This is a genomic window from Microbacterium sp. NPDC060132 (assembly GCF_042729675.1).
Taxonomy (GTDB): domain Bacteria; phylum Actinomycetota; class Actinomycetes; order Actinomycetales; family Microbacteriaceae; genus Microbacterium; species Microbacterium sufflavum.
In genome coordinates, this window is sequence record NZ_JBHWXU010000002.1 from 201977 (window position 1) to 220930 (window position 18954).

Consider the following 18954-nt stretch of genomic DNA (forward strand, 5'->3'; position numbering starts at 1 on the left):
GGCCGTCGGTGCCGCCTCGTCCTCTTAACATGGATAGGGTGACCCTCTCCCTCAACGATCTCCCGCTGCGCGACGATCTGCGCGGACTCACTCCGTACGGCGCACCGCAGGCACCGCTCCCGATCGCCCTCAACGTCAACGAGAACACGCATCCCGTTCCCGACGAGGTCGCCAGCGACATCCTCGACGACATCGCCGTGGCGATCCGCGACGTCAACCGCTATCCCGACCGGGAGTTCACCACGCTGCGGGAGGCGTTCGCGGACTACCTCGGTCACGGGCTCACGGCCGAGCAGATCTGGGCGGGCAACGGCTCGAACGAGGTGCTGCAGCACATCCTGCAGGCGTTCGGCGGACCGGGGCGGACGGCGTTCGGCTTCGCTCCGACCTACTCGATGTATCCGCTGATCGCGCAGGGCACGGGTGCGTCATGGGTCGCCGGCACCCGGCACCCCGACTACTCGATCACCCCGGAGGAAGCCGCGGCACAGGTGCGCGCCACCGACCCCGACGTGGTGATCCTGTGCTCGCCCAACAACCCCACCGGTACGCCGCTCGGGCTCGACGTCGTCGCGGCGGTCTACGAGGCCGCGCGCGGCGTGGTGATCGTCGACGAGGCGTATCAGGAGTTCGCACCGCATGACGCGCCGTCCGCGCTCACGCTCCTCGAGGGCCGTCCGCGGCTCGCTGTGTCGCGCACCATGAGCAAGGCCTTCGCATTCGCCGGAGCGCGCGTCGGCTACCTGGCCGCAGACCCCGCGTTCATCGACGCGCTCCGCCTCGTGCGGCTGCCGTATCACCTGAGCGCGCTCACGCAGGCCGCGGCGGTGGCGGCGCTGCGCAACGCCGACGTGATGCTCGGCATGGTCGAGGAGATCGTCGAGCAGCGCGATCGCATCACAGCGACGCTGGAGGCACTGGGGTACACGCCCCACGAGACCTGGTCGAACTTCGTGCTGTTCGGTGGCGTGGCCGACCCGCAGGCCACGTGGCGGCAGTTGTACGACCGCGGTGTGCTCGTGCGCGACGTCGGCATCCCCGGCCACCTCCGCGTCAGCGCGGGCACCGAGGCCGAGACGACCGCGTTCCTGGACGCCCTGGCCTCGATAGGATCGGCATCATGACCACCCCCGCGAACCCCGCCCGCACCGCGCGTCGCGTGCGCAGCACGTCGGAGTCGACCGTCGAGCTGGAGCTGAACCTCGACGGCACCGGGGTGAGCCGCATCGACACCTCCGTGCCGTTCTTCGACCACATGCTGACGGCGTTCGCGAAGCACTCGCTGACCGATCTCACCGTCCGCGCCTCCGGTGACACGCACATCGACGCGCACCACACGGTGGAAGACGTCTCGATCGTGCTGGGTCAGGCCATCCTGGAGGCGCTGGGTGACAAGGCGGGCATCTCCCGCTACGGCGATGCGCTCGTGCCGCTCGACGAGGCGCTGGCGCAGGCCGTCGTCGACATCTCCGGTCGTCCGTACCTCGTGCACGAGGGCGAGCCCGTCGGTTTCGAGCAGCACCTCATCGGCGGGCACTTCACGGGCTCGCTCGTGCGCCACTCCTTCGAGGCCATCGCGTTCAACGCGGCGCTGACGGTGCACGTGCGCGTGCTCGGCGGCCGTGACCCGCACCACATCGCCGAGGCGGAGTACAAGGCCTTCGCGCGCGCGTTCCGTCAGGCGAAGGCGCTCGACCCGCTCGTCGACGGCATCCCGTCCACCAAGGGGGCCCTGTGAGCGCGGCACCCCGCGTCGCGGTCTTCGACTACGAGTCCGGCAACGTGCACTCCGCGGTCAAGGCGCTCGTGGCCGCGGGTGCCGACGCGGTGCTCACGCGCGACCGCAGTGAGGCGCTCGAGGCCGACGGCTTCGTCGTGCCGGGGGTCGGGGCGTTCCAGGCCGTGCGTGATGCGCTGCACGCGCACGGGGGCGACGAGATCATCGGGCGGCGTCTCGCGGGCGGTCGCCCCGTGCTGGGCATCTGCGTCGGCATGCAGGTGCTGTTCGAGCACGGGGTCGAGCGCGGCCACGACACCGCGGGCCTGGGGGAGTGGCCGGGCGCGGTCACCGAGCTCAACGCTCCCGTGCTGCCGCACATGGGCTGGAACACGGTCGACCCCGGCGAGGACACGGTGCTGTTCCGCGGCATCGAGGAGGAGCGGTTCTACTTCGTGCACTCCTACGCGGCGCAGTCGTGGGAGCTCGACGTGATCCCGCCGTTCCCCCAGCCGGTGCTGACCTGGGCCACCTACGGCGATCCCTTCCTGGCGGCCGTGGAGAACGGACCGCTGTCGGCGACGCAGTTCCACCCGGAGAAGTCGGGCGAGGCGGGCATCCAGCTGCTGCGCAACTGGGTCACCAGCCTCTGAGCCCGTGAGCCGGGGGCTGTCGCACGCGGCCGGTCCGGCCGTTCGGCGTCAGAGCCCTCTGGCGACGGCCGCCGCCGCCGACAGCCACGCTCGCTGCGTCCGTCCGGCGAGGGCGGTGTAGCGCAGCGGGCCGTCGACCATCTCCCGATCGAACGGGATCGCATGCACCTCTCGGCAGAGCGAGCGGTACCCGTCGGACACCGCGCCGATCTCGGTCGGTGTCGCGTGGGGATCGGCCTGCGAGACGATCACGACCGCCTGCTCGACGAGGTGAGCCGAGCGCTCGTCGCGTTCGGCGAGGGCTTCGAGCAGGAGGGCCCCGGCCTCGGCGTGGTCTCCGCGGGAGGTGGTCGCGACCACGAGCTGATCCGTGTGGTCGATCATCCGGCGCCACAGCGGGTCGGTCTCATCGTTGCCCGAGTCGACGAAGATGAGTCGGTAGAACCGGGAGGCCACCGTGTGCAGCACGTCGACCTCGGCCGGGCCCAGGCGATCGTCGTGTGCCAGGCGTGGCGGCTGCGAGCGGAGGACGTCGAAACGGTCGCGCGGCTGGTGATGAACGTAGTCCGCCAGGTCAGCGGCTTGGGCGCCCGGGCTGATCAGGCGGCTGCTGTCGGAGAGCATCTCCCGCAGGGTGTTGCGGTGTGATGCCGATTCCGTGCGCCAGCCAAGGGTCCCGCGCGTCTGGTGGTTGTCCCAGGCGAGCACGCCCGCACCCCCGAACCGGGCGAACACCGCGGCGAGAAGCGCTGTGGTGGGTGTCTTCCCCGCGCCGCCCTTGCTGTTCACGATCGCGATCGTGCGCGGCCCGGACCACTGGCGACTCACAGCGGCCTCGTCGCGGCGGAACGCCTCCTCGACGGAGCCGGGACCGAAGTCCATGCCGATGCGGTTGAGGGCGCCGCGGAACCCCATCCGGGCGGGCTCGGCCGGAAGCTCCTCGGTGAGGAAGGACGGGCGGGTCGTGGTCTCGCGCTGCGGCGAGCGACGGCGGCTTCGCCCGGACGATGCGGTGTGCGCAGATGCGTTCTGCGCGGACGCGTCGGCGGATCCGGCGGCGCGGGACTCGGCGGGTTCGGGGGACCGGGCGGATGCGGATGCGGATGCGAGGGCAGGGGACGCGACGGGTTCGGGGGACTCGGCGGATGCGGATGCGGATGCGGGGGCGGGGGTGATGATCTCTGCCGGAGTGCTGGTGGGGGTGGGCGCCACAGCCGGTATCTGTGCCTGTGTCGGTGTCTGTACCGGTGTCGGTGTCGGTGCCGGTGTCGCGGTCGGTGCCGGTGCCGGTGCCGGTGCCGGTGCCGGTGCCGGTGTCGGTGTCGGTGTCGCGGTCGGTGCCGGTGTCGGTGCCGGTGTCTGTGTCGGTGTCGGTGCCGGTGTCGGTGTCGGTATCTGTGCCGGTGTCGGTGCCTGTGTCTGTGTCGGTGTCGGTGTCGGTGTCGGTATCGCGTTCGGTGCCGTTGCCGAGGCCGGTACCGGTGCCGAGGTCGGTGTCGGCGTCGCGGCGCGCGTGGGTGCCGCGATCTGTGCGGGTGCGCGGGTGGGGGTGACCGCGGAGGTCGCGGACTGGGACGCGCGCCCCGAAGCGCGTGCGGGCCACGGCGCCGGGGAGGCGGACGACTCGGCGGCCGGGCGGGGAGCGGCCGAGCCGCGGATGGCGGACCGGGGGCGGGGGACGGCGATCTCCTGGTCGGCTCGGACGCGTCGGTACTCGGACGGGGGCCCTGGTTCTCGCGCTGACATCCGTAGCATGTTACCCGACGAATGTCAGGCATGGACGGCGGCGCCGCTGCGACCGACGGTCGGCGTCATGCATTTGAGTGGGTGCCGACCGCCGCGGTAGCCTCGTGTGTCGCGCCCGCTCGGGCCGCAGAGACACCCGAACCAAGGACCCCATGAACGACTTCGCGCAGTCACCTTCGCTCACGCTCCTCCCCGCGGTGGACGTCGCCGGCGGCAAGGCCGTCCGACTCACCCAGGGCGAGGCCGGCACCGAGACGAGCTACGGCGACCCGCTCGACGCCGCAGGGGAGTGGGTCGCGCAGGGCGCCTCCTGGATCCACCTGGTCGACCTCGACGCGGCGTTCGGCCGCGGCAGCAACGCACCGATCCTGCGCAAGGTCATCAAGCAGTTCCGCGGCGTGAACGTGGAGCTCTCCGGAGGCATCCGCGACGATGCGAGCCTGGAGGCGGCGCTCGAGAGCGGCGCGGCGCGCATCAATCTCGGTACCGCCGCGCTGGAGAACCCGGAGTGGGCGGCCGACGTCATCAGCCGCTTCGGCGAGGCGATCGCGGTCGGCCTCGACGTGCGCGGCACCACTCTCGCCGCCCGCGGCTGGACCAAGGAGGGCGGCGACCTCTGGGAGGTGCTGGAGCGCCTGGAGGATGCCGGCTGCAGCCGCTACGTGGTCACCGACGTCACGAAGGACGGCACACTCCGCGGCCCGAACCTGGAGCTGCTGCGCGAGGTGACCTCGCGCACGCCGAAGCCGGTCGTGGCGTCCGGCGGGGTCTCCAACCTCGACGACATCGCGGCGCTGCGCGAGCTGGTGCCGCTGGGCGTCGAGGGCGCCATCGTCGGCAAGGCGCTCTACGCCGGAGCCTTCACCCTGGCCGAGGCGCTGGATGTCGCCGGAGACTGACCCCCACGGCCACGGCCCGGAGGCGCACAACCACGCCGATTCCGCGGGTGTTCCGTGGGAGGGCCGCAGCTTCGAGTCGAACCCGCACGCGGCCGATGACGGCTCCGCCGATCCCGCCCTGCTCGACGCCCTTCAGCGCTTCCGGGCGGGCGAGGGATCGCAGGCGGAGGTCGTCGACGCCTTCCGCGCCGCGCGCGTGCTGATCCCGCTGATCGCGGAGAAGGGCGAAGAGGGGGTCGCGCCGAGCGGGCTCGCGGTCGACAAGACCCAGGAGCTGTCGATCGTCACGGTCGCGGCGCCCGACGGCCGGCGCGTCCAGCCCGTGTTCTCCTCGGTCGAGGCGATGCAGCGGTGGGACGCGACGGCGCGACCGATTCCGGTGGAGGCGGTGCGTGCGGCTCTGGCCGCATCCGCGGAGGACACCGACCTGATCGTGCTCGACCCCACGTCCGACACGGAGTTCGTGATCCGGCGCCCGGCGGTCTGGGCGGTCGCGCAGGGGCACGCGTGGGAGCCGAGCTTCCTGTCGCCCGAGGTGTTCACGGCGCTGCAGGAGAGCGTCGCGCACGAGCTCGCGGTGATCGACGTGGCCGTGGCCGCGGGCGACCCCGACGCCCGCCTGCGCGGGCCCGAGCTGGTCGTGATCCTCGAGCTGGTCGACGGGCTCGAGCGCGAGGTGCTCGACGCCGTGCTCGGTCGTCTGGCTCAGCGCTGGGCGGCCGACGACCGCATCGCCGTGCTCGCGGACTCGCTCACGGTCAAGCTCCGCCGCAGCGCCTGAACCGCGACGGGCGCCGGCTCAGGTGACCGGGCCGGTCCACTTCTCGCCGGGGCCCTTGCCGATCGGGTCGGGGATGGTCGATGCCTCGCGGAACGCGAGCTGGAGCGAGCGGAGGCCGTCGCGCAGCGACCGCGCGTGCATGTCGCTGATCTCGGGGGCGCCGGCGGTGATGAGCCCGGCGAGGGCGTTGATGAGCTTGCGGGCCTCGTCGAGGTCGAGCTGTTCGGCCGCGTCGGGCTCGTCGGCCAGGCCGAGCTTGACGGCGGCGGCGCTCATGAGGTGCACGGCCGCGGTCGTGATGACCTCGACGGCGGGGACGTCCGCGATGTCGCGAACCGCGGACGAGGCCGCCTCCTCCTGTCGTGCCCAGCGCTCTTCGCGCTCGCGTGCCGCCTCGTCGGGTGCCTGGTTCGTCACTTCGCCTTGCCTTCTGTTAGACTTTGGCGGGCTCCGGAGCGTCATGCTCTGGAACGAAAGAGGATTCACTTCCCACCCGCGCTTGCCGTTCCAGGCTACCGGGTCTTGCACTCCGCCGGTTCACTCGTCACGAGAGGACCGGTAGACAGGGTGTGGAGCCGGCGTCTGAGTGCCGGCGGGTGGGAGACGAGTTCGATTTCGCCCGGGATGCATCCGCATCACGGTGGCCGAATCACATCGTCTAAGGAGCTCCGCATCAGCGATCCCCGCACCAATGAGCGCATCCGAGTCCCCGAGGTCCGCCTCGTCGGCCCCTCGGGTGAGCAGATCGGCGTTGTCCGCATCGAGGCAGCGCTGCGTCTCGCACAGGAAGCCGATCTCGACCTCGTTGAGGTCGCCCCGAACTCGAAGCCGCCCGTGGTCAAGATCATGGACTACGGCAAGTTCAAGTACGAGGCCGCCCAGAAGGAGAAGGAAGCGCGTCGTAATCAGGCGAACACGATCCTCAAGGAAGTCCGCTTCCGACTGAAGATCGAGGCGCACGACTACACGACGAAGCTCAAGCGCGCCGAGGGCTTCCTCAAGGCCGGCGACAAGGTCAAGGCGATGATCCTCTTCCGCGGTCGCGAGCAGTCGCGCCCGGAGCAGGGTGTGCGTCTGCTGCGCAAGTTCGCGGAAGACGTCGCCGAGTTCGGCACCGTCGAGTCGAACCCGACGATCGACGGCCGCAACATGGTCATGGTGGTCGCGCCGATCAAGAGCAAGTCCGAGGCGAAGCAGGAGCAGAACGCGGTGCGCGACGCGCAGCGTGCGGCGAACAAGCAGGCTGCCCGCGACGCCAAGAGCGACTCGGCCGCCCCGGCCGCACCCGCCGCGGAGTGACATCCGCCCCACGAACTCCCGCAACGCGGGTAGACACCGTCGCCTGAGAAGGCGCCATCACGAAGGAAGAGAAGATGCCGAAGCAGAAGACCCACTCGGGTGCTAAGAAGCGCTTCAAGATCACCGGCAGCGGAAAGCTGAAGAAGCAGCAGGCGAACATGCGCCACAACCTCGAGCACAAGTCGAGCCGTCGCACCCGTCGTCTGAACCAGGACCAGGTGCTGTCGAAGGCTGACACCAAGGTCGCGAACAAGCTTCTCGGTCGCTGACGCGCCGAACGCACGATAGGAACACAGGAAAATGGCAAGAGTCAAGCGGGCAGTCAACGCCCACAAGAAGCGTCGGGTCATCCTCGAGCGCGCCTCCGGCTACCGCGGTCAGCGTTCGCGCCTCTACCGGAAGGCCAAGGAGCAGGTCATCCACTCCCTGGTCTACTCGTACCGGGACCGTCGCAAGCGCAAGGGTGACTTCCGTCGCCTCTGGATCCAGCGCATCAACGCCGCCGCGCGTCAGAACGGCATGACGTACAACCGCTTCATCCAGGGCCTCGGCCTCGCGGGCGTCACGGTCGACCGTCGCATGCTCGCCGACCTCGCGGTCAACGACGCGGCCACGTTCACCGCGCTGGTCGAGACGGCGAAGAAGGCTCTGCCCTCCGACGTCAACGCGCCGAAGTCGGCTGCGTAAGCATCTCGCTCCGAACGGGCGTCTTCCTGCGGGAAGGCGCCCGTTCCGCGTTTCCGGGCGTCGTCGTCGCCCTAGACTGAGATCGTGCTGGAGAACCCTCGTTCCCCCCGAGTCCGTGCCGTCGCCAAGCTGACCAAGCGCAGCGCGCGCACCGAGACCGGGCTGTTCCTGCTGGAAGGACCGCAGTCGGTCCGCGAGGCGCTGACCTACCGCCCCGAGGCGATCGTCGAGCTGTTCGCGACACCCGGCGGTTGGGAGCGGCATCAGGACATCCGGGCGAAAGCGGCCGACGCCGACGTGCGGGTCGAATACGTCACCGAGGACGTGTTGCACGCGATGGCCGATACCGTCACCCCGCAGGGCCTCGTCGCTGTCGTGCGGCAGACCCCGACCTCGGTACGCGACATCTTCGACGCGTCGCCCCGGCTGGTCGCGATCTGCGAGGAGGTGCGCGACCCGGGCAACCTGGGCACCATCATCCGCGCAGCGGATGCCGCAGGAGCGGACGCCGTGGTGCTGACGGGACGCACGGTCGACCCCTACAACCCGAAGGTCGTGCGGGCGACGACGGGCTCGCTCTTCCACCTGCCGGTGTCGGTCGGCGCCGAGCTGCCCGATGTCGTCGACCGCGCGCACGCCGCCGGTCTGCGCATCCTCGCGGCAGATGTGAAGGGCGACGACCTGCTGGAGGCCCGCGCGGACGGCGTGCTGGCCGAGCCCACCGCCTGGCTGTTCGGCAACGAGGCGCGCGGCCTGGAGGACGAGGCGCTGGAGCTCGCCGACCGCGTCCTGCGGCTGCCGATCTTCGGTCGTGCGGAGTCGCTCAACCTCGCCACGGCGGCGAGCGTGTGCCTGTACGAGAGCGCGTTCGCGCAGCGCGCGGCGCCGACGGGCTGAGCGGGCGGGAAGAGCGGGGAAGCGGGGAAGCGGGGGCGATGAGGGTACTGATCGTCGAGGACGACGAGCGGGTCGCGGCGGCACTGGAGGCGTTCCTGGCGCGCTCCGGGTACGCGACGGTGCGGGCGTCCGACGGTGCGCAGGCGCTCACCCTCGTGGACGCCGACACCGAGGTCGTGCTGCTGGACCTCGGGCTGCCCGACGTGGACGGCATCGACCTGTGCCGTCGCATCCGTGGGCGCTCCGACGTGCCGATCGTGATCGTGACCGCCCGCAACCAGGTGGCCGAGCGCATCAAGGGGCTGCGGGCGGGCGCGGACGACTTCGTCGTGAAGCCGTACGACGTGCACGAGCTGCTGGCGCGCATCGAGGCCGTGACGCGACGCTCCCGTCCCCTGCGCGCCGAGGCGGACACCCGGGTGCTGTTGCACGACGGGAGCGTGCACATCGACCTGGTGGCGCGCGAGGTGCGGGTCGACGGCGCCGTGGTGGGCCTGACCCGCAAGGAGTTCGACATCGTGGGTGTGCTCGCCCGCTACCCCGGGGTGGCGGTACCGAAGGAGCGGCTGATCCGGGAGGTGTGGAACACGGACTGGCGCGGCTTCGGGCACTCGCTCGAGGTGCACGTGGCGGCGATCCGACGCAAGACCGGCGACCGCGGCTTCATCGAGACGGTGCGCGGTGTCGGCTACCGGCTCGCGGAGTCCTGAGTCGTGCGCCGTCGCCTGATCGTCATGTTCCTGGTGCCGCTGGTCGCGGTCCTGGTGTCGCTCGGGGGAGTGGCGGCGTGGAGCGCGTCGCGCAGTGTCCAGCAGGCGTTCTACACCGAGCAGCTTGGCGACCTCGGCTACTTCGTCACCAGCGCACGACAGGCGCTGCGCTCGGGCAGCCCCGCGGTGGTCGACGCGGAGGTACGGCGCTTCCAGGAGGTGTACGGCATCGAGGTGACCGTGTTCGACCTCGCGGGGGCCGCGTGGGCCGCGGGCGCGCACGGCGACGCGGTGCTGTCGGAGGCGGATGCGGAGCGCGTGCGGCTGGCGCTCTCCGGCCGTCGTGCCGAGCAGCCCGCGCCCGCGCCGCCGTGGGCCGTACCGGATGCGGCGCTCGTGGAGCCGGTGTTCGACGACGGTGACGTGATCGGCGCGGTGCTGGTGGCCGGCGACGTCGACCGTCCTCGCGCCGCGATCCTGCAGCAGACGCTGCTCCTGGGCGCCGTCGTGGTGGTGCTGAGCGGGCTCGGCGTGCTTCTCGTGGCCGGGCTCGCGCGGTGGGTGCTCTCGCCGGTGCGACGGCTGGACGAGGCGATGGTGGCGATCGAGCGCGGCGAGATGGATGCCAGGGTCGCAGAGGACACCGGACCCCCGGAGCTGCGGCGCATGACGCGGGTGTTCAACGGCATGGCCGACGAGATCGAACGGGTGATGACGCGGCAGCAGGAGTTCGCGTTGAACGCCTCGCATGAGCTGCGCAACCCGCTGAACGCGCTGCTGCTGCGGGTCGAGCACCTCGCGACGGGGCTCGGAGCGGAGTGGGACGCCGACGTGGAGGAGACGCGTGAGGAGGGCCGGCGGATGAGCCGCATCCTGGAGACGCTGCTCGGGCTGGCCCGCGGCGGGCGCACGGACTCCACGCTGTCGGCCGTCGACCTGGCGGCCGTGGCGTCGCGGCGGCTGGAGGCCTGGCGCGACGTGGCCGAGCATCGGGGTATGACGCTGCACCGCACCGGCGAGGACTCGGTGATGACGATCACGGACCGCACGATCGTGGAGGCCGCCCTGGACGCGGCGATCGACAACGCCGTCAAGTACTCGCCCGCCGGAGGCACGATCGAGATCGGGGCGCGGCGCCACGCCGACGGGTGCCATCTCACCGTGCGCGACCACGGGGCGGGGCTCAGCCGGGAGGACGCGGAGGCGGCGACGGATCGGTTCTGGCGCAGCGCCGACAGCGGCGACCAGCCGGGCACGGGCCTGGGGCTGGCGATCGCGACGGACCTGCTGACGACGGTCGGCGGAGAACTGCGGGTGAGCTCGGCCGACGGCGGCGGGCTGCTGGTCGCGCTGGTGCTCCCCGCGGAGGGCGCCGCGTGAGCCGGGTGGGGCGCCTGGTCGCCGGACTGCTCGTGACGTGCCTGGCGCTGACGCTCGGGGCGTGTGCGACCCGGTCGGGCGAGTGGGGCGACGAGGAGTACACGATCGCGAGCGGAGGCTCGACGGGTGTGTACTTCGCCTACGGCACCGCGGTGGCCGACGCGGTGTCGAGCGCCAGGACGGTCGACCTGGTGGCGGAGCAGACGGCCGGATCGGTCGACAACCTGCTGCGGGTGAGCGCCGGGGAGGCGCTGCTGGGGTTCGCGCAGGGCGACGCCGCTGCCGACGCGGTGGCCGGGACGGGGGCTTTCACCGAGCCGCAGGACGTGACGGCGGTCGCACGGCTGTACGACGAGTACCTGCAGGTGGTCGTGCGCGGTGACTCCCCGGTGCACGACCTCGCCGATCTCGCCGGGATGACGGTGTCGCTCGGGGCGGAGAACTCGGGGGTCAACGTGATCGCGGGGCGCGTGCTGGACGCGGCGGGGGTGGACGCGGCGTCGATCCGCGACCCCCAGCTCGACCTCGGTGCGTCGATCGCGGCCATGGCGGAGGGCGAGATCGACGGGTTCTTCTGGGTGGGCGGGCTGCCGACCCCGGGGATCGCGCAGCTGGCACGGACCGCGGACGTGCGCCTGCTGCCGATCGAGCAGGAGTGGGTGAACGAGGTCAACGACCGCTACTCGCACGCGTACAGGCCTGCCGACGTGCCGGCGGGGACGTACGGGCTCGCTGCCGCGGTCACCACCCTGGCCGTGCCGAACTACCTGGTCACGGCGGGCTCGACGCCCGCGGGGGTGGTGCGCGATGTGCTGGCGACGCTATTCGATGCCAGGACGGCTCTCGCGCAACAGGTGCCGGCGGCGGCGCTGCTCGACCGGAGGTCGGCCATCTTCACGGGTCCGGTGCCGTTGCACCCCGGCGCGCAGGAGTACTACCGCGACCTGCGGGGGTGATCCGTGGCGGCCGTCCGGCTGCTCAAGAAATCCTCAAGAAGTCGGACGGCACCCGAGCAGCTCTGCCAGGGTGAGGTCGATCGCACACGATCGGACACCTGCTGCCTGCTGTCGCTGGGAGCGTGGCAGCAGGGCGATCCCACGGCCCGAGGGGGCGGGCCGTGGGGCGACCCTGCACTGCCGCATTGTCGCCGCGATCAGGTGATTACGAACGTGTAAACCTCACCGTGGTGCCTGGAACCGCGCGCAACGCGTGGCTAGTTTGGAGAAATGATGACCTCTGAAACCCCTCTCGTCGTCGTGGAGAACGTCCAGAAGCACTACGGCGAGTTCCAGGCGCTCAGCGACATCGACCTGACCGTGAACACCGGCGAGGTCGTCGTCGTGATCGGCCCGTCCGGGTCGGGCAAGTCGACGCTGTGTCGCACGATCAACCGCCTGGAGACGATCACGAGCGGCTCGATCCGCATCGACGGCAAGGAGCTCCCCGCCGAGGGCAAGGCGCTCGCGCACCTGCGCGCCGACGTCGGCATGGTGTTCCAGTCGTTCAACCTCTTCGCCCACCTCACGATCCTGGAGAACGTGACGCTCGGGCCGATCAAGGTCCGCGGCCTCAAGAAGTCGGAGGCCGAGGCCGAGGCGATGACGCTGCTGAAGCGCGTGGGCGTCGCGCAGCAGGCGAACAAGCTCCCCGCGCAGCTCTCCGGCGGTCAGCAGCAGCGCGTCGCGATCGCGCGGGCCCTGGCGATGCAGCCCAAGGTCATGCTGTTCGACGAGCCCACCAGTGCGCTCGACCCGGAGATGATCAACGAGGTCCTCGACGTCATGGTCGAGCTCGCCCAGGACGGCATGACGATGATCGTCGTCACGCACGAGATGGGCTTCGCGCGCAAGGCCGCCGACCGTGTCGTGTTCATGGCCGACGGCCGGATCGTCGAGGAGGCGAAGCCGGAGGAGTTCTTCACCAACCCGAAGAGCGACCGCGCCAAGGACTTCCTCTCGAAGCTCCTCACCCACTGACCCCACCAGACCCCTGCACCCACAGCACACGAAGGAGACGCACATGCGACGCACACGGACACTGGCAGGCATCGGGATCGCGGCGGCGGCGCTGCTCGCCCTGACCGCCTGCAACAGCGGCACCCCGTCCAGCACCGGAGCACCCGAGGACGGCGACGAGGACACCTCGAGCGCCACGCCGTGGACGGTGCTGGAGGACGTCAGCATCGACGGCAGCCCGACCTTCGACCGGATCTCGGAGTCGGGGACCGTCAAGGTCGGCGTCAAGGAGGACCAGCCCGGTCTCGGCTACCTCGACCCCGTGACCGGCGACCGCACCGGCTTCGACGTCGACATCGCGCGCTGGATGGCCGCATCGCTCGGCGTGGACCCGGAGAAGATCGAGTTCCAGGCGATCGCCTCCGCGAACCGCGAGCAGGCCATCGTCAACGGCGACATCGACTACTACGTCGGCACCTACTCGATCACCGACAAGCGCAAGGAGCAGATCTCCTTCGCCGGCCCGTACTTCGTCACCGGTCAGGGCCTCCTCGTCGGCGCCGACAGCGACATCGAGAGCGTGGACGACCTGAGCTCGTCCACCACGGTGTGCTCGGCGACCGGCTCGACCCCGATCCAGAACATCAAGACGAACTACCCCGATGTCCCGACCAAGGAGTACGACACGTACTCCAAGTGCGTCGAGGACCTGAAGAACGGTCAGGTCGACGCGGTCACGACCGACGAGGCCATCCTCATCGGCTACGCCGCGCAGGACCCCGACAACCTGAAGGTCGTCGGCGAGCCCTTCAGCGAGGAGCGCTACGGCATCGGCGTGGCCAAGGGCGACGACGCGCTGGTCGAGTACTTCAACACGCAGCTGACCGACGGTGGCGACATCTGGCAGCAGATCTTCGACAACAACCTCGGTGCCTCCGGTGTGAAGGCGGAGCAGCCCGAGGTCGACCCGGTCGGTTGATCACCGCGGGGCGGGCGGCACGGTCGCCCGCCCCGCTTCCGTCGCCTCATCTGACGTAGAAACGAACCGAAAGGCACAGCAGTGGGAGTGATCTCAGACCACCTCGATCTCTGGGGTGAAGCGCTGTGGGGGACCATCGCGCTGTTCCTCGGCGGTGGCCTCATCGCCGTGGTGCTCGGCCTCATCGTGGGCGCGGCCAGGGTGTCGCCGGTTCCGATCGCGCGCGCCGTCGGCGGCGTGTACGTGAACTGGATCCGCAACACCCCGCTCACGCTGGTGATGTTCTTCTTCGCATTCTGCCTCCCGATCCTGCTGGGGGAGCGGGTCAACGCCCTGCTCCTCGCCGTGATCGCGCTGGGCCTCTATACCGCCACCTATGTCGCGGAGGCCATCCGCGCCGGCATCAACACGGTCCCGGTCGGGCAGGCGGAGGCCGCGCGGGCGATCGGACTGAACTTCGGCCAGGTCATGCGCTACGTCGTGCTCCCGCAGGCGACGCGGTCCGTGGTCCCGCCGCTCATGAGCGTGCTGATCGCCCTCATGAAGAACACCACGGTGGCCGCCGGGTTCTCGGTGGTCAACCTCGGCACGATCAGGGCGGCACTGAGCGAGCGCGGTGAGAACGCGCTGGTCGTGCTGCTGTGGGTCATGGTCATCTTCGTCGTGCTCGTGCTGCTGCTCAGCTGGGTGCAGCGCGTGCTCGAGAACAAGTGGAGGATCGCGCGATGAGTTCCGTCCTGTTCGACGTCCCCGGGCCCCGCGCGGTCGCCCGCAACCGTCTCATCGGCGCCGTCACGGTGCTGGTGGTGCTGGCCGTCCTCGGCTGGGTGGTGTGGCGGTTGTACGCCACCGGCCAGTTCGCCCCCGAGAAGTGGAACATCTTCACCTACTCCGCGGTCTGGGTGCGCTTCGGCGAGGGACTGCTGAGCACCCTGGCCGCCTTCGCGGTCGCGGGGGTCGGCTCCCTCGTGCTCGGTTTCGTCCTCGGCATCGGCCGGCTCTCCGAGCACGCCTGGGTGCGTGAGCCCGTGCGGTGGATCATCGAGATCCTGCGGGCCGTGCCCGTCCTGATCCTGATGATGCTGCTCTACTACGGTCTTCCCGTGCTCGGCGTCAAGATGCCGCCCTACTGGGCCGTGGTCATCGCGCTGATCGTCTACAACGGCTCCGTTCTCGCCGAGGTCCTGCGCGCCGGGATCGAGTCGCTGCCGCGCGGACAGCAGGAGGCCGGTTACGCGATCGGTCTGCGCAAGACGGGGGTCATGTCGCTCATCCTGCTCCCGCAGGCCGTGCGGGCCATGATGCCCGTGATCATCGCGCAGCTCGTGGTGGCGCTGAAGGACACCGCGCTCGGCTTCATCATCACGTATCAGGAGCTGCTGTACGTCATCAACCAGATCGGCAACCAGGCGCCCTACGGCTCGCCGCTGATCCCGGCGGCGATCGTCGGCGGCTCGATGTACGTCGCGGTCTGTCTCCTGCTCTCCTACATCGCCTACCGGCTGCAGCGTCGGGCGAAGCGCTCGCCGAAGGCGGGACCGGCCGAGCCCGATCCGCGGCAGCACGGCGGCGAGACCAACACCTCGCTCATCGTGCTCCAGAAGGGTGCGGGGAAGTTCGACGCCGACAACGCCGGAGGTCCGGGTCTCTGAGTCGCGACCGGCGCGGGACGCGCGTCCCGCGCCGGTAGACTCGACTCCCGTGTCAGAGTCTCCGGAAATCACCCCCGACGCGGTCGAAGCCGCCGTCGCCGACGCCCTCGCGGCGATCGATGCGGCCGCCGACACCGCCGAGCTGAAAGCCGCCCGAGCCGCGCACGTCGCCGAGGGATCGCCGCTCGCGGTCCTGAACGCCTCGATGCGCCAGGTCGCCCCCGAGAACAAGGCCGCGTTCGGCAAGCTCGTCGGCCAGGGGCGGGGGCGCGTGACCCAGGCGCTCGCGGCGAAGGAGGCCGAGCTGGCCGCCGCCGAGGTCGCCGCACGGCTCGAGGCCGAGCGGGTCGACATCACCGCCGTCCCCTCGCGCACGCGCGTCGGTGCCCGCCACCCGCTCACGCTGCTCCAGGACCAGGTCGAGGACATCTTCGTCGGCATGGGATGGGAGATCGCGGAGGGACCGGAGCTCGAGCACGAGTGGTTCAACTTCGATGCGCTGAACTTCGACGTCGACCACCCCGCCCGCCAGGAGCAGGACACGTTCTACGTCGACCCGACCTCGCGTCACCTGGTGATGCGCACGCACACCAGCCCGGTGCAGGTGCGCTCGATGCTCGACCGCGAGGTGCCCATCTACGTGCTGTGCCCCGGGCGGGTGTACCGCACCGACGAGTTCGACGCCACGCACCTGCCGGTGTTCACGCAGTTCGAGGGGCTCGTGATCGACAAGGGCATCACGATGGCGCACCTGAAGGGCACGCTCGACCACTTCGCGCGTCAGCTCTTCGGGCCGGAGGCGAAGATGCGCTTCCGCACCAACTACTTCCCCTTCACCGAGCCGTCCGCCGAGCTCGACCTGTGGCACCCGACCTTCAAGGGCGGCGCGCGCTGGATCGAGTGGGGCGGCTGCGGCATGGTCAACCCGAACGTGCTGCGCGCGGCCGGGATCGATCCAGAGGTCTACAGCGGCTTCGCGTTCGGCATGGGCATCGAGCGGGGACTCATGTTCCGCAGCGATGTGCAGGACATGCGCGACATGGCCGAGGGCGATGTCCGTTTCAGCGAGCAGTACGGGATGGTGGTGTGATGCGCGTCCCGCTTTCGTGGCTGCGTGAGTACGTCGATCTGGCCCCCGAGACCACGCCCGAGGATGTCCTCGCGGCGCTGGTGACGGTCGGCTTCGAAGAGGAGGACGTGCACCGCTTCGCCATCACGGGTCCCGTGGTGGTCGGCCAGGTCGTGTCGCTCGAACCGGAGCCCCAGTCCAATGGCAAGACCATCAACTGGTGCCAGGTGGACGTCGGGGAGGAGCACGGCGGCGTCCGCGGGATCGTCTGCGGGGCGCACAACTTCGTCGCCGGGGACAAGGTCGTCGTGACCCTTCCCGGTGCGGTGCTGCCCGGCCCGTTCCCGATCGCCGCGCGCAAGACCTACGGGCACGTGTCAGACGGGATGATCGCCTCCGCGCGCGAGCTCGGCCTCGGCGACGAGCACAACGGCATCGTCGTGCTGTCCGACCTCGGCATCGATGCCCCGGTGGGCACCGACGCCATCGCGCTGCTCGGCCTCGACGACGTCGCGGTGGAGATCAACGTGACGCCCGATCGCGGCTACGCCTTCTCGGTCCGCGGTGTCGCCCGCGAGTACGCCCACGCCACGGGCGCGACCTTCCGCGACCCCGCGGAGCGCGACTTCGCCGAGCTGCAGCCCGGCTCCGGTCACACGACCGTCGTCGACGACCGGGCCCCGGTGCGCGGCAACGTCGGTGCAAGCGAGTTCGTCACGCGCGTCGTGCGGGACGTGGACCCGTCGCGCCCGACGCCGCCGTGGATGATCGCCCGGCTGAGCCTCGCCGGCATGCGGTCGCTGGGCGTGCTGATCGACATCACGAACTATGTGATGCTCGAGCTCGGGCAGCCGCTGCACGGCTACGACCTGGACAAGCTCGCGGGCGGCATCACGGTCCGTCGCGCGACGCCGGGCGAGAAGATGACCACGCTCGACGGCGTGGAGCGTGCGCTGCACGAGGAGGACCTGCTCATCACGGACGAGTCCGGACCCATCGGCCTCGCCGGTGTCATGGGCGGCGGCACGACCGAGATGAGCGACACCACGCGCAACGTGCTGATCGAGGCGGCGACGTTCGACCCCACGACCATCGCCAGGACGGCCCGTCGCCACAAGCTGCCCAGTGAGGCGTCCAAGCGCTTCGAGCGGGGCGTCGACCCGCTGATCCCCTTCGTGGCGGCGCGTCGGGCGGCCGACCTCATGGTCGATCTCGCCGGCGGAACGCTCACCGACGAGGGCGGCGCGCTGTTCGCCGAGGTGTTCGTGGAGGACATCGCGCTGCCGGCCGGCTTCGTGCAGGGGCTCATCGGCGTGGACTACACCGACGACGAGATCACGGGCGCCCTCACGACGATCGGCGCCGAGGTGACGGAGGCGGAAGCCGGCTGGACCGTGATCCCGCCCACCTGGCGACCCGACCTCACCGACAAGTGGACGCTCGCGGAGGAGGTCGCCCGCATCCACGGGCTCGACCGCATCCCCGCGGTCTTGCCGACGCCGCCGTCCGGTCGCGGCCTCACCGCCCACCAGCAGGGTCGTCGCCGCGTGGCGAACGCGCTCGCGGCGGCGGGCTTCGTCGAGACGCCGGCCTTCCCGTTCACGACCGAGGCGCAGAACGACCTGCACGGTTCCGCGTCGGGAGAGCACCTGCCGAGCATCCGCCTGGCGAACCCGCTCGACGGGCAGGCCCCGTACCTGCGCCGCTCGCTGATCCCGGGGCTGCTGCAGACCGCGCACCGCAACATCGCCCGCGGCATGACCGACCTGGCCCTCTTCGAGACGGGCCTCGTGTTCCTGCCGGAGCCGGGCGTCGAGTACGGAACCGACGAGGTGCCGCCGCTCGGCGTGCGCCCCTCCGACGAGACGCTCGCCGCGCTCGACGCGTCCATCCCGCCCCAGGAGCGCCACATCGCGGTGCTCCTCACCGGCAACGTGTCGCCGCGTCAGCCGGGTCGTCCCGCCGAGGCGTCGGGGCTGGTCGAGGCGCTCGACGCCGTGCGCGTGATCGCTGCCGCCGCGGGCATCGACATCGACGTGCGACAGGCGCAGCGCGCCGCGCTGCATCCCGGCCGCACCGGGGCGCTCGTCGCGGCCGGCGAGGAGGTCGGCTACGTCGGGGAGCTGCACCCCTCGGTGGCGGAGGACGCCGACCTGCCCGGTCGCGCCACCGTGCTCGAGCTCGACCTCGACCGCATCCTCACCCTCGCGGGGACGCGGATCGTGGCGGCCTCGCTGTCGACGTTCCCCGCGGCCACGCAGGACGTGTCGCTGACCGTGGCCGCCGATGTGCCGGCGGGCGAGGTGCGGGCGGCGCTCGCCGAGGGGGCGGGCGCGCTGCTGGAGTCGGTGCGACTGGTCGACGACTACCGCGGTGAGGGCGTGTCCGAGGGAGCCAAGAGCCTGACGTTCGCGCTGCGTTTCCGCGCCGACGACCGGACGCTCACCGCTGCGGAGGCGACCGACGCCAAGCTGGCGGGTGTCGCGGTCGCGGCGGAGCGATTCGGCGCCGCACTGCGCGACTGATCGAC

Annotated in this window: 20 protein-coding genes; 18 read left to right on the top strand and 2 right to left on the bottom strand. The window is 70.8% G+C overall.

The features are described from left to right. Positions 1-29 precede the first annotated feature (29 nt). From ACFWCH_RS17465 to hisH, 3 genes are read left to right on the top strand one after another with little or no spacing between them, the layout of a single operon-like run. Positions 30-1124, top strand: a complete 1095-nt coding sequence (locus tag ACFWCH_RS17465) for a histidinol-phosphate transaminase (RefSeq protein WP_378803940.1) — start codon at positions 30-32, stop codon at positions 1122-1124. Then, positions 1121-1738 carry an imidazoleglycerol-phosphate dehydratase HisB gene (hisB, locus tag ACFWCH_RS17470; protein ID WP_136034298.1) on the top strand — a complete coding sequence of 206 codons (618 nt, stop codon included), beginning with the start codon at positions 1121-1123 and terminating at the stop codon, positions 1736-1738. The genes ACFWCH_RS17465 and hisB overlap by 4 nt, the downstream gene beginning before the upstream one ends. Beyond that, positions 1735-2370 carry an imidazole glycerol phosphate synthase subunit HisH gene (hisH, locus tag ACFWCH_RS17475; protein ID WP_136034296.1) on the top strand — a complete coding sequence of 212 codons (636 nt, stop codon included), beginning with the start codon at positions 1735-1737 and terminating at the stop codon, positions 2368-2370. Before hisB ends, hisH begins: the two co-directional genes overlap by 4 nt. 48 nt (positions 2371-2418) lie before the next feature. Here hisH and ACFWCH_RS17480 read toward each other — a convergent pair whose 3' ends face one another. Next, on the bottom strand, positions 2419-3582 hold the full coding sequence (locus ACFWCH_RS17480; protein WP_378803941.1) for an AAA family ATPase: 1164 nt from the start codon (positions 3580-3582) through the stop codon (positions 2419-2421). A 686-nt stretch (positions 3583-4268) separates the two neighbouring features. On the opposite strand from ACFWCH_RS17480, the gene priA reads away from it, so the two are divergent. Beyond that, a complete protein-coding gene (gene priA / locus ACFWCH_RS17485; RefSeq protein ID WP_136034294.1) occupies positions 4269-5015 on the top strand; it encodes a bifunctional 1-(5-phosphoribosyl)-5-((5-phosphoribosylamino)methylideneamino)imidazole-4-carboxamide isomerase/phosphoribosylanthranilate isomerase PriA in 747 nt (248 codons plus the stop codon). After that, positions 4999-5796, top strand: a complete 798-nt coding sequence (locus tag ACFWCH_RS17490) for an SseB family protein (protein ID WP_136035895.1) — start codon at positions 4999-5001, stop codon at positions 5794-5796. Before priA ends, ACFWCH_RS17490 begins: the two co-directional genes overlap by 17 nt. Positions 5797-5814: 18 nt before the next feature. On the opposite strand, the gene ACFWCH_RS17495 is transcribed toward ACFWCH_RS17490, so the two are convergent. Beyond that, positions 5815-6213: a DUF1844 domain-containing protein gene (locus ACFWCH_RS17495; RefSeq protein WP_136035894.1), complete on the bottom strand. Its 399-nt coding sequence runs from the start codon at positions 6211-6213 to the stop codon at positions 5815-5817. Between the two features lie 207 nt (positions 6214-6420). Here ACFWCH_RS17495 and infC point away from each other — a divergent pair, with 207 nt between their 5' ends. The 13 genes from infC (at position 6421) to pheT (ending at position 18949) form a co-directional block, all read left to right on the top strand. Beyond that, positions 6421-7095: a translation initiation factor IF-3 gene (gene infC, locus ACFWCH_RS17500; protein ID WP_136034288.1), complete on the top strand. Its 675-nt coding sequence runs from the start codon at positions 6421-6423 to the stop codon at positions 7093-7095. 74 nt (positions 7096-7169) lie between these two features. Beyond that, complete coding sequence (gene rpmI / locus ACFWCH_RS17505) at positions 7170-7364, top strand: 50S ribosomal protein L35 (RefSeq protein WP_136034285.1); 195 nt, start codon at positions 7170-7172, stop codon at positions 7362-7364. 31 nt (positions 7365-7395) lie between these two features. Continuing rightward, positions 7396-7782 (top strand): 50S ribosomal protein L20, encoded by a 387-nt coding sequence (gene rplT, locus ACFWCH_RS17510; protein ID WP_378803942.1) that lies wholly within the window; start codon positions 7396-7398, stop codon positions 7780-7782. A gap of 84 nt (positions 7783-7866) precedes the next feature. Continuing rightward, a complete protein-coding gene (locus tag ACFWCH_RS17515; protein WP_378803943.1) occupies positions 7867-8679 on the top strand; it encodes a TrmH family RNA methyltransferase in 813 nt (270 codons plus the stop codon). A 38-nt stretch (positions 8680-8717) separates the two neighbouring features. Then, positions 8718-9389: a response regulator transcription factor gene (locus tag ACFWCH_RS17520; RefSeq protein WP_136035893.1), complete on the top strand. Its 672-nt coding sequence runs from the start codon at positions 8718-8720 to the stop codon at positions 9387-9389. Between the two features lie 3 nt (positions 9390-9392). Beyond that, the gene (locus ACFWCH_RS17525) at positions 9393-10769 is read left to right on the top strand and encodes a HAMP domain-containing sensor histidine kinase (protein ID WP_168443078.1); all 1377 of its coding nucleotides are present in this window, start codon (positions 9393-9395) and stop codon (positions 10767-10769) included. Further along, complete coding sequence (locus ACFWCH_RS17530; RefSeq protein ID WP_240753075.1) at positions 10766-11725, top strand: TAXI family TRAP transporter solute-binding subunit; 960 nt, start codon at positions 10766-10768, stop codon at positions 11723-11725. The genes ACFWCH_RS17525 and ACFWCH_RS17530 overlap by 4 nt, the downstream gene beginning before the upstream one ends. A gap of 273 nt (positions 11726-11998) precedes the next feature. Continuing rightward, on the top strand, positions 11999-12745 hold the full coding sequence (locus tag ACFWCH_RS17535) for an amino acid ABC transporter ATP-binding protein (protein WP_136034321.1): 747 nt from the start codon (positions 11999-12001) through the stop codon (positions 12743-12745). A 43-nt stretch (positions 12746-12788) separates the two neighbouring features. Further along, positions 12789-13703 (top strand): glutamate ABC transporter substrate-binding protein, encoded by a 915-nt coding sequence (locus ACFWCH_RS17540; RefSeq protein ID WP_136034279.1) that lies wholly within the window; start codon positions 12789-12791, stop codon positions 13701-13703. Positions 13704-13784: 81 nt separating this feature from the next. Next, complete coding sequence (locus ACFWCH_RS17545) at positions 13785-14432, top strand: amino acid ABC transporter permease (protein WP_136034277.1); 648 nt, start codon at positions 13785-13787, stop codon at positions 14430-14432. Next, the gene (locus ACFWCH_RS17550; protein ID WP_136034275.1) at positions 14429-15355 is read left to right on the top strand and encodes an amino acid ABC transporter permease; all 927 of its coding nucleotides are present in this window, start codon (positions 14429-14431) and stop codon (positions 15353-15355) included. The genes ACFWCH_RS17545 and ACFWCH_RS17550 overlap by 4 nt, the downstream gene beginning before the upstream one ends. A 49-nt stretch (positions 15356-15404) precedes the next feature. Continuing rightward, positions 15405-16445, top strand: coding sequence for a phenylalanine--tRNA ligase subunit alpha (pheS, locus tag ACFWCH_RS17555; protein ID WP_136034273.1), 1041 nt, complete (start codon positions 15405-15407; stop codon positions 16443-16445). Then, the gene (gene pheT, locus ACFWCH_RS17560) at positions 16445-18949 is read left to right on the top strand and encodes a phenylalanine--tRNA ligase subunit beta (RefSeq protein ID WP_378803944.1); all 2505 of its coding nucleotides are present in this window, start codon (positions 16445-16447) and stop codon (positions 18947-18949) included. The genes pheS and pheT overlap by 1 nt, the downstream gene beginning before the upstream one ends. Positions 18950-18954 lie beyond the last annotated feature (5 nt).

Bases quoted from the DNA above. Each gene is read 5' to 3' on its own strand.
- ACFWCH_RS17465 (WP_378803940.1), top strand. From the start codon at position 30: ATGGATAGGGTGACCCTCTCCCTCAACGATCTCCCGCTGCGCGACGAT.
- hisB (WP_136034298.1), top strand. From the start codon at position 1,121: ATGACCACCCCCGCGAACCCCGCCCGCACCGCGCGTCGCGTGCGCAGC.
- priA (WP_136034294.1), top strand. From the start codon at position 4,269: ATGAACGACTTCGCGCAGTCACCTTCGCTCACGCTCCTCCCCGCGGTG.
- ACFWCH_RS17490 (WP_136035895.1), top strand. From the start codon at position 4,999: ATGTCGCCGGAGACTGACCCCCACGGCCACGGCCCGGAGGCGCACAAC.
- infC (WP_136034288.1), top strand. From the start codon at position 6,421: ATGCATCCGCATCACGGTGGCCGAATCACATCGTCTAAGGAGCTCCGC.
- rpmI (WP_136034285.1), top strand. From the start codon at position 7,170: ATGCCGAAGCAGAAGACCCACTCGGGTGCTAAGAAGCGCTTCAAGATC.
- rplT (WP_378803942.1), top strand. From the start codon at position 7,396: ATGGCAAGAGTCAAGCGGGCAGTCAACGCCCACAAGAAGCGTCGGGTC.
- ACFWCH_RS17520 (WP_136035893.1), top strand. From the start codon at position 8,718: ATGAGGGTACTGATCGTCGAGGACGACGAGCGGGTCGCGGCGGCACTG.
- ACFWCH_RS17535 (WP_136034321.1), top strand. From the start codon at position 11,999: ATGACCTCTGAAACCCCTCTCGTCGTCGTGGAGAACGTCCAGAAGCAC.
- ACFWCH_RS17540 (WP_136034279.1), top strand. From the start codon at position 12,789: ATGCGACGCACACGGACACTGGCAGGCATCGGGATCGCGGCGGCGGCG.
- ACFWCH_RS17550 (WP_136034275.1), top strand. From the start codon at position 14,429: ATGAGTTCCGTCCTGTTCGACGTCCCCGGGCCCCGCGCGGTCGCCCGC.
- pheT (WP_378803944.1), top strand. From the start codon at position 16,445: ATGCGCGTCCCGCTTTCGTGGCTGCGTGAGTACGTCGATCTGGCCCCC.